Genomic DNA, 17,253 nt, shown 5'->3' on the forward strand with positions numbered 1-17,253 from the left:
CCCGGAACGACGGAGCCCGTTACTGCAACACCTCGAACAGCCCGGCCGCGCCCATCCCGCCGCCGACGCACATGGTGACGACCGCGTACTTGGCCTTGCGGCGACGGCCTTCGATCAGGGCGTGGCCGGTGAGGCGCGCGCCCGACATGCCGTAGGGATGGCCGACCGCGATCGCGCCGCCGTCGACGTTGATCTTGTCGGGGTCGATGCCGAGCTTGTCGCGGCAATACAGCACCTGCACGGCGAAGGCTTCGTTCAGCTCCCAGAGCCCGATGTCGTCGACGGTGAGGCCGTGGCGCTTGAGGAGCCGCGGCACGGCGAAGACCGGGCCGATGCCCATCTCGTCCGGCTCGCAGCCGGCGGAGACGAAGCCGCGGAAGATACCGAGCGGCTTCAGGCCACGCTTGGCGGCTTCCTTGTCGGTCATGATCACGCAGGCGCTGGCGCCGTCGGAGAGCTGGCTGGCGTTGCCGGCGGTGACGGTGAAGCCGTCGCCACGCACGGGCTTCAGGCCGGCGAGGCCTTCAGCCGTGGTCTCGGGGCGCGGACCTTCGTCCTGCGACAGCGTGACCTCCTTCATCGAGACGGCGCCGGTCGCCTTGTCGGTGACCGACATCTGCGTCGTGATCGGCGCGATCTCGTCCTTGAACTTGCCGCCCTGTTGCGCGGCTGCCATGCGGCGCTGACTCTCCAGCGAATATTCGTCCTGGCGTTCGCGCGAGATGCCGTAGCGCTTGGCGACGACCTCGGCGGTGTCGATCATGGGCATGTAGACCTCGCCCTTGATCTTCAGCAGCGCCGGGTCCTGGGCATGGAAGCCGTTCATCTTGTCGTTCTGCACGAGGCTAATTGACTCACCGCCGCCGCCGACCGCGATCTCGACGCCGTCGAAGATCACCGAGCGCGCGGCGAGCGCGATCGCCTGCAGGCCCGAGGCGCATTGCCGGTCGATGGTGGTGCCGGCGACGGTGACGGGAAGGCCGGCGCGCAGCAGCGCCTTGCGCGCGATGTTGCCGCCGGTCGCGCCCTGCTGCAGGGCTGCGCCCATCACGACGTCCTCGATCTCCTTCGGTTCGACCTTGGCGCGCGCGACGGCCTCGCGAATCGCGTGGCCGAGCAGGGTTGCGCCCTCGGTGGCGTTGAGCGCACCGCGATAGGCCTTGCCGATCGGGGTGCGGGCGGTGGAAACGATAACGGCGTCGGTCAAGAACGAGCTCCTGATGCGGTTTTGGTGGATTGTGACGGTTTCTGCTGCTGGCGCAATTCGTGTCGCGACAATTTCCCGACCGGCGTGCGCGGCAGATCGTCGACGAACTCGACCGCGGCCGGCAATTCGTGCTTGCCGAGCTTCCCGGTGAGCTGCGCGCGCAGCTCGTCGAGCGAGAACGGCTTTGCGCCCGGCTTGAGCTTGATGAAGGCTTTGGCGGCTTCGCCCCGGTACTGGTCGGGAATGCCGAGCACGATCACCTCATGCACGCCTGACATGGTGTAGATCGCCTGCTCGATCATCTGCGGATAGACGTTGAAGCCGCCGGATATGATCATGTCCTTCTTGCGGTCGACCAGGAAGAAATAGCCGTCGGTGTCGACATAGCCGATGTCGCCGGTGAGGAAGCGGCCGTCGACGAAGGCGTCCGCGGATCCCTCCGGCTTGTTCCAGTATCCCCTGGTGACATTCGGGCCCTTGATGCGGATCTCACCGACTTCGCCCGGCGGCAGCACCCTCGTCGGATCGTCGAGCGCAACGACGTCGAGCTCGATACCGGGCAGCATCAGGCCGATCGAGCCGGGCTTGTCCGGACCCGCAGGCGGATGGCCGGTGCCCGGCGAGCAGGTCTCGGTCATGCCCCAGCCGCTCTTGAGCTTCTTGCCGACCTTGCGCTCGAAGAAGCTCGCGATCTCGACCGGCAGCGGCGCGCCGCCGGAGCCGATGGTCGCGAGCGAGGAGAAATCGCGCTTGTCGAGATCCGGCAGCGCCGCGATCGCGATCCACATCGTCGGCACGCCCGGAAAGTATGTCGCGCGCTTGATTTCGATGTCGCGCATCACCGCTTCGACATCGAAACGCTGGTGCAGCGAGATCAGATGGCCGCGGCTGAGCGAGGACAAAAGCACGACGGTGAGTGCGTAGATGTGGAACAGCGGCAGCACACAGATCACGCGCTCGATCACATCGCCGCGCGCCGCACGGTTCGGCTTGCCCCAGACGTCGTAGATCGACACCGCCGATGTGAGGTTGCCGTGCGTGAGCATCGCGCCCTTGGGCAGGCCGGTGGTGCCGCCGGTATATTGCAGCAGCGCGACGTCGTCGACGGTCACGGACGGCCATTGCGCAGGCGCGGTGGCGCCCTCGACGAAGGCCTTGAAGGTCACGATGCGGGGATCATCGGGAATCGCCGCCTGCGGCGTGCCGACCTTGCCCCAATGATCGTCCTCGCAGACGACCAGGCGGTCGATCAGCCCCTTCTCCAGGAATTTCAGAGCGGTCGGCAGCAGCGCCTGGAGGTTGGAGGTGACGAGGACGCGCGAGCCGGAGTCGGAGACCTTGTGCGTCAGCGCGATCTCGCCGTCGAGCGGGGACAGATGCGCAACGCGGCTACCCGCCTTCAGCGCGCCGAAGAAATTGACGGGATGGTCCGGCGTGTTGCCGAGAAACAGCGCGACCGACGCGCCCCTGCCGCAGCCGGCCCGCAGGAACGCCGCGGCGGCGCGCTCGGCCTGAGCTGCGAGCTCGGTATAGGTGATCGCACGATCGCGGAATTCCAACGCGGTGCGCGGGCCGTAATCGGCGGCAGCCTTCGACAGCAGGTCGGGGAGCGTGCCCTGGATGATGGCGTCGTCCCAACGCACGCCCTCGGGGTAAAACTGTTCGCCGGGATGGGTCATAGGCGATCGATACTCTGCAAAGCGATAATGGCCGGGTCGTGTGAGGCGGGCATCGGCGGACGGGCTCCCCTCCCCCTTGCGGGGAGGGGTTGGGGAAGGGGGTAGCCACAAACGCTGACCTCGCCCGGGGCTACCCCCCTCCCTGCCCCTCCCCCGCAAGGGGGGAGAGGACGGAGAGAGCGTCGCCCGGAACGACTCATCGCAGCCACCGACCCCAATCCGATCACGCCGCTTTCGACGCCGCCGCGAGCGAGGCGAACGTCTTGCCTTCCGCCGCGAGCTTCTTCAGCAGCGGCGCGGGCTCGAGGCTCGGGTCATTGGTCTCCTTGGCGTAGAACGAGAGGCGATCGGCGATGTGCTTGAGGCCGACGGCGTCGGCCCAGAACATCGGGCCGCCGCGGTAGATCGGCCAGCCATAGCCGTAGAGCCAGACCACGTCGATGTCGCTAGGACGCGCCGCGATGCCTTCCTCGAGGATCTTCGCGCCCTCGTTGATCATCGGATACATCATGCGCTCGAGGATCTCCTCGTCGCTGACGACGCGCTTCTTGCGGCCGAGGCGGGCAAGCGTCTCGTCGATCAGCTTCTCGACCTCGGGATCGGGCAGCGGGGCGCGCGAGCCGGCCTCGTACTTGTAGTAGCCCTTGCCGGTCTTCTGACCGAAGCGGCCGGCTTCGCACAGCGCGTCCGCGATCTCGGACTTGATGCCGCGGTCCTTGCGCGAGCGCCAGCCGATGTCGAGGCCTGCGAGGTCGCCCATCGCAAACGGCCCCATCGGCATGCCGAACTTGGTCACGACGGCATCGACCTGCTGCGGGAGCGCGCCTTCGAACAGCAGTTTCTCGGACTGCTTGCCGCGCTGCGCCAGCATGCGGTTGCCGACAAAACCGTCACAGACGCCGACCACGGCCGGCACCTTTGCGATCTTGCGCGCGACCGTGACGGCGGTCACGAGCGCATCGGGCGCGGTCTTCTCGGCGCGGACGATCTCGCACAGCTTCATGACGTTGGCCGGCGAGAAGAAGTGCATGCCGAGCACGTCCTGCGGACGCTTGGTCGACTTCGCGATCTCGTCGATGTTGAGATAGGAGGTGTTCGAGGCGAGCACGGCACCCGGCTTGGCGTACTGATCGAGCTTGCCGAACACTTCCTTCTTCACCGCCATGGTCTCGAACACGGCCTCGATGACGAGATCGGCATCGCCGACATTCTCGATACCGACCTTGCCATCGATCAGCGCCATGCGCTTGGCGGGCGCGTCCGCCGGGATGCCGCCGCGCGCCGCGGTCGCTTCCCAGTTCTTCTGCATGATGCCCATGCCGCGCTTGAGCTGCTCCTCGCCGGTCTCGATCAGCGTGACGGGAACGCCCGCATTGGCGAAGGACATCGCGATGCCACCGCCCATGGTGCCGGCGCCAAGGATGGCGACGCGGTTGACCGGACGCGGCTTGGTGCCTTCGGGCACGCCCGCGATCTTATTGGCCTCGCGCTCGGCGAAAAAGGCGTAGCGCTGCGCCTTGGACTGGTCGCTGGCGACGAGCTTCAGGAAGCCCTCGCGCTCCTTCTTTAGACCTTCGTCGAATGGCAGGTCGATGGCGTAGCCGACGGCGTCGGCCGCTGCGAACGGCGCCTCCAGGCCGCGCGCCTTTTTCGTCATGGCGGCGACGGCATTGGTGAAGATCGAGCGGTCGGCCCTGGCGGCCGCGATCTTGGAATCGTCGTCACGCAGGCGCCGCAGCGGGCGCTTCTCGGCCAGCAGCTTGCGCACGAAGGCCTCGCCGCCCGAGGCCGGCCCTTCGACGATCTCCTCGATCAGGCCGTTCTTCAGCGCTTCCGCCGCACCGATCGGGTCGCCGCCGACGATCATCCTGACTGCGAGTTCCGGCCCGACCGCACGGGGCAGACGCTGGGTCCCGCCGGCGCCGGGCAGGAGGCCGAGCTTGACCTCGGGCAGGCCGAGCTTGGCCTCTTTCACCGCGACACGGAAATGACAGGCGAGCGCGACCTCGAGTCCGCCGCCAAGCGCGGTGCCGTGGATCGCGGCAACCACCGGCTTCGGCGAATTCTCGATCTCGGACAGCACGTCGTTGAGAGCGGGCGGCTTCGGCGGCTTGCCGAACTCGGTGATGTCGGCGCCTGCAATGAAGGTGCGACCGGCGCAGGTCAGCACGATGCCCTTGATGGCGGGATCGGCGATTGCAGCCTTGATGCACTCGAAGATGCCGCCGCGGACCGCGGCACTCAGCGCATTGACCGGAGGACTGTTGACCGTAACGATCCCGACTTCGTCATGACGCTCAAGCTTGACCACTTCGCTCACGGTGTCCCTCCTTGGTGGGGATTTACTTTTGTTCGATTTCGCGGTGCGGAATTTAATTCCGCATCTTGACGGCAGGGTTATTTTGAAGCACGGACATTGTCAACGACTCCGCGCAAGAAGCAGATCAGGGATGAAGCGTACAGGAAAGAAGACTGCGACCGATCGGAATTTCGTCGTCGCGCTTTCCCGCGGACTGGATGTATTGCGCGCGTTCCAACCCAATGACGGCATGCTCGGCAATCAGGAGATTGCGGCCCGCACCAATCTGCCCAAGCCGACCGTGTCGAGGCTGACCTACACCTTGACCAAGCTCGGCTATCTGACGCCTGTTCCCCGTTTCGAGAAGTACCAGCTCGCACCCGCAGCGATGTCGCTCGGTTACGCGGCGTTGGCCAATCTGGGCGTTCGGCATTTGTCCGAGCCGTTTCGCGAGGAAGTGATGCGCGCGACCGGCGGTGCCGTCGCCGTCGGCGGCCGCGACCGTCACAGCATGATCTATTTCGGGCAAAGCCGCGGCAGCGAGACGGTGGGCGTTCAACTTGACGTCGGCTCGCGCGTGCCGATTGCAACCAGCGCGATGGGCCGCGCTTATTTCTGGGCGCTCGATGACGCGGATCGCGCTGAAGTATCCCGCATTCTGCGCGAACATTACGGCAGCCGCTGGCCGAAGATGCGCGACGGATTGGAACGTTCCGGTGAAACCGTCGCGAAATACGGGTTTGCGATTTCGGTCGGCGACTGGCATGACGATATTGGCGCGGCCGGGGTCGCGCTCAAGCTCAACGACGGAACCGGGCCTTACGCGTTCAATTGCGGCGCGCCCGCATTCCGCTTCACGGAAGAGCGTTTGATCAACGACATTGGACCGCGTCTGCTTGCGATGGTAAGGAACATCGAAGCGGCGCTCGGGGGTCTGATGCCGCATTCCAAAAAAGAAATCAGCAAAAAGCTGAAATCAGGAGGGAAAGTTGCGCGTGTGGCCGAGGGGATCAGATAGCCTTTGTCGTGACCGGGAGCGGTTCTCATCGCCCCGCCGCCCACTGAACGTCGTGGGCGAGACGAGATGACGCAGGCACAGCTCGCGCGGGGGACGTCGCCCCTGCTCGCGGTTCGCGACGTCAGCGTCGTGTTCGGCGGCATCATTGCGCTCAACGGCGTGTCCTTCGACATGCACAAGGGCCAGATCCTCGGATTGATCGGCCCCAACGGCGCCGGCAAGACCACGCTCTTCAACTGCCTCAGCCGGCTCTATCAGCCGTCGTCCGGCGACATTCTGATGGAAGGCGTGAGCATCCTGTCGCGGCCGCCGCACCGGATCGCCGAGATCGGCATCGGCCGCACCTTCCAGAACGTGGCGCTGTTCCCGAACTTGTCAGTGATGGACAACGTCCGCGTCGGCGCGCATTCGAAGACCTCCAGCGACATCATCAGCGACTCACTGCGACTTGCGTGGATTCGCCGCAGCGAGACCGACGTCAACAAGAAGGTGCACGAGATCCTCGCCTATCTCGACCTCGAGGATGTCGCCCACACCACCGTATCCGGGCTGCCCTTCGGCACGCAGAAGCGGGTCGAGCTGGCGCGCGCGCTGGCGGCCGATCCGAAGATCCTGCTGCTCGACGAGCCGGCCGGCGGCCTCAACCACGAGGAAGTCCATGTGCTCGGCGACCTCATCCGCCGCATCCGCGACGACCGCCACATGACCGTGCTGCTGGTCGAGCATCATATGGGCCTCGTGATGTCGATCGCCGACCACGTCGTCGCACTGAACTTCGGCAAGAAGCTCGCGGAAGGCACGCCCGCCCAGGTGCAGGCGGACCCCGACGTCATCAAGGCCTATCTCGGGAGCAAGGACCAATGACGACGCTACTCAACGTCAAGGACCTGCGCGCCTATTACGGCCAGGTCCAGGCGCTCCACGGCCTGTCCTTCTCGCTCAATGAGGGCTCGCTGACGACGCTGCTCGGGGCCAACGGCGCCGGCAAGACCACCACGCTGCGCGCGATCTGCAACATGGTGCGCTCAACCGGCGGGATCGAGTTCGACGGCAAGCCGCTGAACAACCGCTCCACCGAGAGCATCGTGCGGTTCGGCATTGCCCATGTGCCGCAGGGCCGCGGCACCTTCACCACCATGACCGTGGAGGAAAATCTCCAGCTCGGCGCGATCACCCGCAAGGACAGCGCCGGCATCGTCTCCGACATCGAGCGCATGTACGCGCATTTCCCGGTCTTGAAGCAGCGCCACACCCAGCAGGCCGGCACGCTCTCCGGCGGCGAGCAGCAGATGCTCGCGGTCGCGCGTGCGCTGATGCTGCGGCCGCGGCTGATGCTGCTGGACGAGCCCTCCTTCGGCCTCGCGCCTCTCGTCGTGCGCGATCTGTTCGGCATTCTCGGCAAGATCAACCGCGAGGACAAGGTGTCGATCCTGGTGGTCGAGCAGAACGCCCAGCTCGCGCTCGAGCTCGCCGACCAGGCCTATGTGATCGAGACCGGCCGCATCGTGATGTCGGGCAAAGCCAAGGACATCGCGAACAACGAAGAAATCCGCAAATCCTATCTGGGTTACTGAGGGAGCCGGGACAATGGAGCTTTTCACCAACCAGGTCCTGGCTGGGATTGCCACCGGCGCCATTTACGCCTGCATGGCGCTCGCCGTGGTCATGATCTACCAGGCCATCGACCATCTCAATTTCGCGCAGGGCGAGATGGCGATGTTTGCGACTTTCGTCTCGTGGCAGCTGATGCAGTGGGGCGTGCCCTATTGGGCTGCGTTCGTGATCACGCTGGTCTTCGCCTTCGTCGGCGGCGTCGCGATCGAGCGCATCCTGTTCAAGCCGCTCGCCAAGGCGCCGGTGCTGACCAATGTCGCCGGCTTCATCGCGCTGTTCGCGATCATCAACTCCTCGGCCGGCCTGATCTGGGACTTCACCATCAAGCAGTACCCGACGCCGTTCGGCTCCTCGCCGTTCCTCGGCAGCCAACTGATCTCGACCCACCAGGCCGGCATGATCGGCGTCACCGTGCTGCTGCTGATCGGCCTCTACTTCTTCTTCCAGTACACGCGGATTGGCCTCGCGATGCGGGCCGCCGCCTCGGTGCCTGAATCCGCGCGCCTCGTCGGCATCAACACCAGCTGGATGATCGCGCTCGGCTGGGGCATGGCCTCGGCGATCGGCGCCATCGCCGGCATGCTGATCGCGCCGGTCGTGTTCCTGGAGCCCAACATGATGGGCGGCGTTCTGATCTACGGTTTTGCAGCCGCCGTGCTCGGCGGATTGACCAGCCCGTTCGGCGCCGTCGTCGGCGGCTTCCTCATGGGTATCTTCGAGAACCTCGCCGGGACCTACATCCCCGGCGTCGGCAACGAGCTGAAGCTCCCGATCGCGCTCGCGCTGATCATCTCCGTCCTGGTCGTCAAACCCGCTGGCCTGTTCGGCCGGCACATCGTCAAGCGAGTTTGATCATGAGCGCTGCAGAAGAAGTCGTCGCCGAAGGCCACGAGGCGGTCGAGGCCGTTCCGAAGCGAGCCATGACGCTGGGCACCGGTACCTCGCTGGTGGTGCTGGCTGCGCTGCTCATCGCACCGGTCTTCGTCAAGAACTTCGTCATCTTCCAGATGACGATGCTCCTGATCTACGGGCTCGCGGTGCTGGCGCTGAACATCCTGACCGGCGGCTCGGGCCAGTTCTCGCTCGGCCAGAGCGCATTCTACGCCGTCGGCGCCTACACGACCGCAGTGCTGATGGAGTACTTCAACGTCAACTATGCGCTGACAATTCCGATTTCCGCTACGGTCTGCTTCGGATTCGGTTATCTGTTCGGCAAGCCGGCGCTGCGGCTGTCGGGCGTCTATCTCGCACTCGCGACCTTCGCGCTGGCCACAGCGATGCCGCAGCTCTTGAAGCTGAATTTCCTCGAGCACTGGACCGGCGGCGTCCAGGGCCTCGTCGTCACCAAGCCCGACGCGCCATTCGGCCTGCCGATGTCGCAGGACATGTGGCTGTACTACTTCACGCTCGTCGTGACGATCGCGATCTACATCTTCTCGGTGAACCTGCTGCGCTCCCGCTCGGGCCGCGCCTTCATGGCGATCCGCGACAACGAGATCGCGGCCTCCTCGATGGGCGTCAACGTGGCGCTGTACAAGACGCTGGCCTTCGGGGTGTCCGCCGGCATCACCGGTGTTGCCGGCTCGCTCGGCGCCATCGCCGTGCAGTTCGTCGCACCCGACAGCTACACCATCACGCTGGCGATCTCGCTGTTCCTCGGCATGGTGGTCGGCGGCGTCGGCTGGCTGCCCGGCTCGTTCGTCGGCGCGGCGTTCATCATCTTCGTGCCGAACATGGCGGAGAGCATCTCCAAGGGCCTGTCCGGCGCGGTGTTCGGCGTGCTGTTGTTCCTGGTCATCTACCTCGTGCCGCATGGCGCAAGGCAGGTCGCAATCCTGGGCCAGCAACTGGCCGGGAAGCTCAAGAAGAACTGAAGACCCGTTGAATCAAGGAAGGAGACCGAATTGCACTTTGGAAGAACACTGCGAGCCGCCGCGCTGGTCACGGCAACGGCGGCCATCACTCTCACCTCCGGCGCAGCACTCGCCCAAAAGAAATACGACACCGGCGCGTCCGATACCGAGATCAAGATCGGCAACATCATGCCGTACAGCGGTCCGGCGTCGGCCTATGGCCTCATCGGCAAGACCGAGGAAGCCTATTTCAAGATGATCAACGACAAGGGCGGCATCAACGGCCGCAAGATCAACTTCGTCTCCTACGACGACGCCTACTCGCCCCCGAAGGCGGTCGAGCAGGTCCGCAAGCTGGTCGAGAGCGACGAAGTGCTGGCCGTGTTCAATCCGCTGGGAACGCCCTCGAACACGGCGATCCAGAAGTACCTCAACGCCAAGAAGATCCCGCAGCTGTTCGTCGCCACCGGCGCCACGAAGTGGAACGACCCGAAGAACTTCCCCTGGACCATCGGCTGGCAGCCCTCCTATCAGAGCGAAGCGCACATCTACGCAAAATGGCTGATGAAGGAAAAGCCGGACGCCAAGATCGCGATCCTCTACCAGAACGACGATTTCGGCAAAGACTACCTCAAGGGCACCAAGGACGGGCTCGGCGCCAAGGCCTCGTCCATGATCATCATGGAAGAGAGCTATGAGGTGTCCGAGCCGTCGATCGACGGCCACATCGTCAAGATCAAGGCCGCCAATCCCGACGTGCTCTTGATCTACACCACGCCGAAGTTCGCGGCCCAGACCATCAAGAAGACCGCCGAGCTCAGTTGGAAGCCGCTCCAGATCCTCACCAACGTGTCGATCTCGGTCGGCAGCGTGATGAAGCCGGCCGGCTTCGAGAACGCGCAGGGCGTGTTGTCGGCAGCCTATGCCAAGGACTCCACCGATCCGCAGTGGGCCAACGATCCCGGCATGAAGAAGTGGAACGAATTCGTCGACAAGTACATGCCCGGCGCCGACAAGACCGACACCGCCATGGTCTACGGCTACGGCGCCGCGTCGACCCTGGCCAAGGCGCTGGAAATGTGCGGCGACGATCTCACCCGCGCCAACCTCATGAAGCAGGCCGCGAGCCTGAAGGACTTTGCGCCGGATACCCTGCTGCCCGGCGTCAAGATCAACACCAGCGCCACCGACTTCGCCCCGATCGCCCAACTCCAGATGCAGCGCTTCAAGGGCGAGAAGTGGGAACTGTTCGGGGAAATCATCAGCGGCGACGTCGCCTCAGAGTGAAGCGCTGACGCAATAACCCGGCACGAAGCCCCCGCGGGTAGACGCGGGGGCTTTTTGTTGACGGCACGCGTCAAACTTGTTCAATGCGACCGATCCACGTCGGGGCAGGAGAACAATGGCCGCCGCTCGATTCCAGGTTGCGTCCCTCTGGGCCGCGCTCGCCTTGTGCACTGCAATGAGTAGCGAGGTGCTGGCGCAGAAGAAATACGACAGCGGCGCTTCCGATACCGAGATCAAGATCGGTAACATCATGCCCTATAGCGGTCCGGCCTCCGCCTATGCCTCGATCGGCAAGGCCGAGGAAGCCTATTTCAACAAGGTCAATGCCGAGGGCGGCATCAACGGCCGCAAGATCAAATTCATCTCCTACGACGACGCCTATTCGCCGCCGAAAACGGTTGAGCAGGCGCGCAAGCTGGTCGAGAGCGACGGGGTGCTGCTGATCTTCGGCTCGCTCGGCACCTCCACCAATAGCGCCATCCGCAAATACATGAACGAGAAGAAGGTGCCGCAATTGTTCGTGGCAAGCGGCGCGTCGAAATGGAACGATCCCAGGCAATACCCCTGGACCATGGGCTGGCAGCCGAGCTACACGAGCGAGGCGCGGATCTACGCCAAGTACGTCATGAAGGAGAAGCCGGACGGAAAGATCGGCGTGCTCTACCAGAACGACGATTTCGGCAAGGACTATCTGAAGGGGCTGAAGGAGGGCCTCGGCGCCAAGGCGCCGATGATCGTGCTGGAGGAGGCCTACGATACCTCGGAGCCGGCGATCGACGAGCACATCGTCAAATTGAAAGCCTCCGGCGCCGACGTCTTGATCAGCATCACCACGCCGAAGTTCACAGCCCAGGCGATCAAGAAAGCGGCGGAGATCAACTGGCATCCTGTCCACATCATCTCCAACGTCTCCGCCTCGGTCGGCGGCGTGATCGAACCGGCGGGGTTCGAGATCTCGCAAGGCGTCCTGTCGGCGAGCTACACCAAGGACGGCTCCGATCCACAGTGGAATGCCGATGTCGGCATGAAGAGGTTCTACAACTTCCTCGCCCAATACGATCCCAAGGCCAACAAGCTCGACGCCGGCGTCGTGTTCGGCTACGCCGCCGCGCAGACCATGGTGAAGGTGCTGCAGATGTGCGACGACGATCTCACCCGCGAGAACGTGATGAAGCAGGCCGCCAGTCTGAAGAACTTCGAACCCGATACGCTGCTGCCCGGCATCAAGATCAATACGGCGCCGGACGATTTCGCCCCGATCGAGCAGCTCCAGATGATGCGGTTCAAGGGCCGGAAATGGGAGCTGTTCGGCGACATCATATCCAGCGACATCGGCCACTGAAGCCCCTTCGCCCGGGCAATTTGAAGTCACGCCGGGCAAGCAGCGCAACTCAAGGTCCGCACCGGTGCTCGACCCGGCAATCCTGCTCGACGGAATATTCCGCGCCGCATCGATCAATTTGCGCCCCCTACAATAGTTTCAGTTTGGGCGTTGTCCTTGCTGGCTGCGCAGGAAGGGTATTGAATGTGGACCGGAGCGACGCAAACGAGCGCTCCCAATCAAGAACAAGCGACACATTCAACCCGACCTAGGGAGATCAGGATGCCTGCAATGCACGCGCGTTTGGGAGCCCTTGCGGCTGCCCTCGCGCTGACTGCTGCTCTGTCCACCGCAGCGTCAGCGCAGAAGAAATACGACACCGGCGCCTCAGACACCGAAATCAAGATCGGCAACATCATGCCCTACAGCGGTCCCGCATCCGCTTACGGCGTGATCGGCAAGACGGAAGAGGCCTATTTCCGCAAGATCAACGCGGAGGGCGGCATCAACGGCCGCAAGATCAACTTCATCAGCTATGACGATGCCTACTCGCCGCCGAAGACGGTGGAGCAGGCGCGCAAGCTCGTGGAAAGCGACGAGGTGCTGCTGATCTTCAACTCGCTCGGCACGCCGCCCAACTCGGCAATTCAGAAATACATGAATTCGAAGAAAGTGCCGCAGTTATTCGTCGCCACCGGTGCGACCAAGTGGAACGACCCGAAGGAATTCCCCTGGACCATGGGCTGGCAGCCCAACTACCAGAGCGAAGCGCAAATCTACGCCAAGTACATGCTGAAGAACCACCCGGACGCCAAGATCGCCGTGCTCTATCAGAACGACGACTACGGCAAGGACTATCTCAAGGGCTTCAAGGACGGGCTTGGCGCCAAGGGCTCCTCGATGATCGTGATCGAGGAAAGCTACGAAGTTTCCGAACCGACGATCGACTCCCATATCGTCAAGATGAAGTCGACGGACGCCGACGTGTTCTTCAACATCACGACACCGAAGTTCGCGGCCCAGGCGATCAAGAAGAATGCCGAGATCGGCTGGAAGCCACTGCACTTCCTCAATAACGTGTCGGCATCGATCGGCAGCGTGATCAAGCCCGCAGGTTTCGAGAACGCGCAGGGCATCATCTCCTCGCAATATTTCAAGGACCCGACTGATCCGCAATGGAAGAACGATCCGAGCATGAAGGCCTGGAACGAATTCCTGGACAAATACTATCCCGAAGCGAACCGCGCGGACGCCTCGGTCATGTACGGCTACATCGTCGCACAAGGACTGGTCCATGTGCTGAAGGCTTGCGGCGACGATCTGACTCGGGCGAACGTGATGAAGCAGGCCGCGAGCATGAGAGATTTCGAGCCCCACGGACTGCTTCCGGGAGTCAAGGTCAACACCAGTCCCACGGACTTCGCGCCGCTCTCGCAACTGCGGCTGGAACGCTTCAAGGGCCAAACCTGGGAGCTGTTCGGCGACGTCATCAGTGGCGACGTCGGCGGATGAGGGTCCACCATCGCGCATGACTACTAAAGAAGCAGCCCCTGCGACACGGTTGCAGGGGCTTTTCCTTGAAGGTTCCGGCCAAATCGGGTTCAATCCCGTTCGCGTCGGCAAGAAAAGCGACACAAGAACAAGGACGCGCACATCAAGAAAAATAGGGAGATAGGAATGCCTGCTGTCACCAGCAAACTCGCGGCCGCATCCGTTGCGCTCGCATTTTTCGCGGCCTCGACGAGTGCCGCTCTTGCGCAGAAGAAATACGATACCGGCGCCACCGATACCGAGATCAAGATCGGCAACATCATGCCCTACAGCGGACCGGCTTCCGCCTACGGCATCATCGGGCGGACCGAGGCCGCCTATTTCAAGAAGATCAACGACGAGGGCGGCATCAACGGCCGCAAGATCAATTTCATCTCCTACGACGACGCCTATTCACCGCCGAAGACGGTGGAGCAGGCACGCAAGCTGGTCGAGAGCGACGAGGTGCTGTTCATCTTCAACTCGCTCGGCACGCCGCCGAACTCGGCGATCCAGAAATACATGAACTCGAAGAAGGTGCCGCAGCTGTTCGTCGCCACCGGCGCCACCAAGTGGAACGATCCGAAGGACTTCCCCTGGACCATGGGCTGGCAACCCAACTACCAGAGCGAAACGCAGATCTACGCAAAGTACATCCTGAAGGAGATGCCGAACGCTAAGATCGCCGTCCTGTTCCAGAACGACGATTACGGCAAGGACTATCTCAAGGGCCTGAAGGACGGTCTCGGATCGAAAGCCGCGAGCATGATCGTGGCCGAGGAAAGCTACGAGACGTCCGAGCCGACGATCGACAACCACATCGTCAAGCTGAAGGCGACCGGTGCCGACATCTTCGTCAACATCACCACGCCGAAATTCGCGGCGCAGGCGATCAAGAAGAATGCGGAAATCGGCTGGAAACCGACCCATTTCCTCAACAACGTCTCGGCCTCGGTCGGAAGCGTGATCAAGCCGGCAGGCTTCGAGAACGCGCAAGGCATCATCTCGGCGGCCTATCTGAAGGACACCACCGACGCGCAATGGGCCAATGATCCCGGCATGAAAGGGTTCCTTGATTTCATGGCGAAATACTTCCCCGAAGGCGACAAGACCGACGGCGGCACGATCGTCGGCTACGGCGTCGCGCAGACGCTGGTCCAGGTACTGAAGAACTGCGGTGACGACCTCACGCGGGCGAACGTCATGAAGCAGGCCGCGAGCCTCAAGGACTTCCGCACCGAAGTGCTGCTGCCCGGCATCAAGATCAACACGTCGGCGACCGATTTCGCCCCGATCAGCTCGCTGCAGCTGCAGCGCTTCAAGGGCGAGCGCTGGGAGCTGTTCGGCGACGTGATCAACGCGGAGGCCGGCGGCTAGCAACTGAGAGACACGACGAGAAGACCCCCTGCGCTGATCGCGCGGGGGGTCTTTGCCTGCGCGGCGATCATGATCACGCGATTGCACAATCGAATGATGATGAAGGCTGCTTACGCTTTGGCGCGCGATGCGGTAGGCAGATAACCGGCGAGCTTGTCGCCGCTACCTCTGTCCGCTCAAGGCCATTGTCCATGACCGACCGCCGCCCCCTGCTCCGCGCGCTCTACGACGCCGCCGTTGCCGCCGCCCATCCGAACACAATTCTGGCGCCGCATCTGCGCCCCGCGCCGAAGGGACGCGTGATCTGCCTCGCCGCCGGCAAGGGCGCAGGCGCCATGGCCGCGGCGGCCGAGCGGCACTATCTGGACACGCTCCAGCTCGCACCGGAACGCCTTGTCGGCATCGCCACCACGCGCCACGGCTACGGCATGCCGACGCGCCGCATCCGCGTGGTCGAAGCCGGTCATCCCGTGCCCGACGAAGCCGGCCTGCAGGGCGCCGCCGACACGCTCGCGCTCGCCGGCGAAGCCGGTCCGGACGATCTGCTGCTGGTGCTGCTCACCGGCGGCGGCTCGGCCAACTGGATTGCGCCGGTGGACGGCATCAGCTTCGCGCAGAAGCAGGCGGTCAACAAGGCGCTGCTGCGCTCGGGCGCGCCCATCGGCGAGATGAACGTCGTCAGGAAACATCTGTCGCGCATCAAGGGCGGGCGGCTGGCCCGCGCCGGCAGGAACGCAGCCGAGATCGTCACGCTCGCGATTTCCGACGTGCCACATGACGATCCTTCCGCGATCGCCTCCGGCCCCACCGTGCCGGATCCGACCACGCTTAAGGATGCGCGTGCGATCGTGGCCAAGTACAGGCTCGACATCGACGATGCCGTGCGCCGCGCGCTCGACGATCCCGCCAACGAGAGCTGCAAGCCGGGTGACCCGGCCTTCGCGCGCGCGCATTTCGAGCTGATCGCGCGGCCCAGGCAGTCGCTCGAGGCCGCGGTGAAGCTCGCGCGCGCCTCCGGTTACGAGACCGTCGACCTCGGCGCCGATCTCGAAGGCGAGGCACGCGAGGTCGCCGCCGATCACGCCAGGCTGGCGCTGCAAGCACGCACCCAGGGCAAGCGCCTCGCGATCCTCTCCGGCGGCGAGCTCACGGTGACCGTGCGCGGCAATGGGCGCGGCGGTCCCAACCAGGAATACGCGCTGGCACTCGCCGGCCTCTTGAAGGACATGCCGGGTATTGCGGCGCTCGCCGGCGACACCGACGGCGCCGATGGCGGCGCCGGTCACCCGACCGACCCCGCGGGCGCGCTGATCGACGCGGCAACGTTCGCAAAGATGAAGACAGAGGGGCTCGAGCCGCAGGCCTATCTCGACAACAACGACGCGACCACGTTCTTCGAGGCGACGGGCGATTTGCTGCAGCCGGGCCCGACACTGACCAACGTGAACGACATCAGGGTGATCCTGGTGGATTGAGAAGCGCTCTGTCCGGCGTTGTCGCCGGGCGTGCCTCGAGCCGCGTGCCGCAAACTCGTCGGCGCAGCTCACCCCTTGCCGCTGACGTTCTCCAGCAGCGCGAGCAGACCCTTCAACAAGTCCGTCGGAGACGGCGGGCAGCCCTTGATGTGCAGATCCACCGGCACGACCTCGGAGACGCCGCCGACGCAGGCGTAGCTGCCTCTGAAAATGCCGCCATCGATCGCGCAGCCGCCGACCGCGACGACCCATTTCGGATCCGGCGTCGCGTTGTAGGTCCGCTCCAGCGCCTGTCGCATGTTCTTCGTCACCGGACCCGTGATCAGCAGCACGTCGGCGTGGCGCGGCGAGGCGACGAAGCGCAGGCCGAAACGTTCGATGTCGTAGAAGGCGTTGGACAGCGCGTGGATCTCCAGCTCGCAGCCGTTGCAGGACCCGGCATCGACCTCGCGAATGGCGAGAGAACGCCCCAGCCTGGCCTGGGCGGCGCGGTCGACCTTCGCTGCAAGCTCCGCCAGCGCCGACTCGTCCGGCACCGGCGCGGGCTCCGCCAGCGAACCATGGGTGAGGCTTTCGAGCAGGGTCTTGCGCAT

14 protein-coding genes are annotated in these 17,253 nt (G+C 64.1%); 10 read left to right on the forward strand and 4 right to left on the reverse strand.

The features are described 5' to 3' along the window. Window positions 1-19 precede the first annotated feature (19 nt). The 3 genes from XH87_RS19765 to XH87_RS19775 all read right to left on the reverse strand — a co-directional run bounded on the left by XH87_RS19765 (window position 20) and on the right by XH87_RS19775 (window position 5,206). Window positions 20-1,207: an acetyl-CoA C-acyltransferase gene (locus tag XH87_RS19765; protein ID WP_271588544.1), complete on the reverse strand. Its 1,188-nt coding sequence runs from the start codon at window positions 1,205-1,207 to the stop codon at window positions 20-22. Next, complete coding sequence (gene pimA, locus XH87_RS19770; protein ID WP_271588545.1) at window positions 1,204-2,886, reverse strand: dicarboxylate--CoA ligase PimA; 1,683 nt, start codon at window positions 2,884-2,886, stop codon at window positions 1,204-1,206. The genes XH87_RS19765 and pimA overlap by 4 nt, the downstream gene beginning before the upstream one ends. A 223-nt stretch (window positions 2,887-3,109) precedes the next feature. Next, the gene (locus XH87_RS19775) at window positions 3,110-5,206 is read right to left on the reverse strand and encodes a 3-hydroxyacyl-CoA dehydrogenase NAD-binding domain-containing protein (protein ID WP_271588546.1); all 2,097 of its coding nucleotides are present in this window, start codon (window positions 5,204-5,206) and stop codon (window positions 3,110-3,112) included. 130 nt (window positions 5,207-5,336) lie between these two features. Here XH87_RS19775 and XH87_RS19780 point away from each other — a divergent pair, with 130 nt between their 5' ends. The 10 genes from XH87_RS19780 (at window position 5,337) to XH87_RS19825 (ending at window position 16,660) form a co-directional block, all read left to right on the forward strand. Further along, window positions 5,337-6,203, forward strand: a complete 867-nt coding sequence (locus XH87_RS19780) for an IclR family transcriptional regulator (protein WP_199763308.1) — start codon at window positions 5,337-5,339, stop codon at window positions 6,201-6,203. Between the two features lie 66 nt (window positions 6,204-6,269). Further along, window positions 6,270-7,067, forward strand: a complete 798-nt coding sequence (locus XH87_RS19785) for an ABC transporter ATP-binding protein (protein WP_035711293.1) — start codon at window positions 6,270-6,272, stop codon at window positions 7,065-7,067. Beyond that, window positions 7,064-7,777: an ABC transporter ATP-binding protein gene (locus XH87_RS19790; RefSeq protein WP_035711291.1), complete on the forward strand. Its 714-nt coding sequence runs from the start codon at window positions 7,064-7,066 to the stop codon at window positions 7,775-7,777. Before XH87_RS19785 ends, XH87_RS19790 begins: the two co-directional genes overlap by 4 nt. 13 nt (window positions 7,778-7,790) lie before the next feature. Continuing rightward, window positions 7,791-8,669, forward strand: coding sequence for a branched-chain amino acid ABC transporter permease (locus tag XH87_RS19795; protein WP_035711289.1), 879 nt, complete (start codon window positions 7,791-7,793; stop codon window positions 8,667-8,669). Window positions 8,670-8,671: 2 nt separating this feature from the next. Further along, window positions 8,672-9,691 carry a branched-chain amino acid ABC transporter permease gene (locus XH87_RS19800; protein ID WP_271588547.1) on the forward strand — a complete coding sequence of 340 codons (1,020 nt, stop codon included), beginning with the start codon at window positions 8,672-8,674 and terminating at the stop codon, window positions 9,689-9,691. A 30-nt stretch (window positions 9,692-9,721) separates the two neighbouring features. Next, on the forward strand, window positions 9,722-10,957 hold the full coding sequence (locus tag XH87_RS19805; RefSeq protein WP_035711284.1) for an ABC transporter substrate-binding protein: 1,236 nt from the start codon (window positions 9,722-9,724) through the stop codon (window positions 10,955-10,957). A 115-nt stretch (window positions 10,958-11,072) separates the two neighbouring features. Next, window positions 11,073-12,299, forward strand: a complete 1,227-nt coding sequence (locus tag XH87_RS19810) for an ABC transporter substrate-binding protein (RefSeq protein ID WP_271588548.1) — start codon at window positions 11,073-11,075, stop codon at window positions 12,297-12,299. Between the two features lie 261 nt (window positions 12,300-12,560). Then, window positions 12,561-13,790, forward strand: a complete 1,230-nt coding sequence (locus tag XH87_RS19815; protein ID WP_271588549.1) for an ABC transporter substrate-binding protein — start codon at window positions 12,561-12,563, stop codon at window positions 13,788-13,790. A gap of 165 nt (window positions 13,791-13,955) precedes the next feature. Further along, window positions 13,956-15,185 (forward strand): ABC transporter substrate-binding protein, encoded by a 1,230-nt coding sequence (locus XH87_RS19820; RefSeq protein ID WP_271588550.1) that lies wholly within the window; start codon window positions 13,956-13,958, stop codon window positions 15,183-15,185. A 191-nt stretch (window positions 15,186-15,376) separates the two neighbouring features. After that, a complete protein-coding gene (locus XH87_RS19825; protein ID WP_271588551.1) occupies window positions 15,377-16,660 on the forward strand; it encodes a glycerate kinase type-2 family protein in 1,284 nt (427 codons plus the stop codon). 68 nt (window positions 16,661-16,728) lie between these two features. Here XH87_RS19825 and XH87_RS19830 read toward each other — a convergent pair whose 3' ends face one another. Then, window positions 16,729-17,253 carry an NADH-quinone oxidoreductase subunit B family protein gene (locus XH87_RS19830; protein ID WP_271588552.1) on the reverse strand — a complete coding sequence of 175 codons (525 nt, stop codon included), beginning with the start codon at window positions 17,251-17,253 and terminating at the stop codon, window positions 16,729-16,731.

The sequence above is a fragment of the Bradyrhizobium sp. CCBAU 53415 genome (assembly GCF_028128735.1).
Lineage (GTDB): Bacteria > Pseudomonadota > Alphaproteobacteria > Rhizobiales > Xanthobacteraceae > Bradyrhizobium.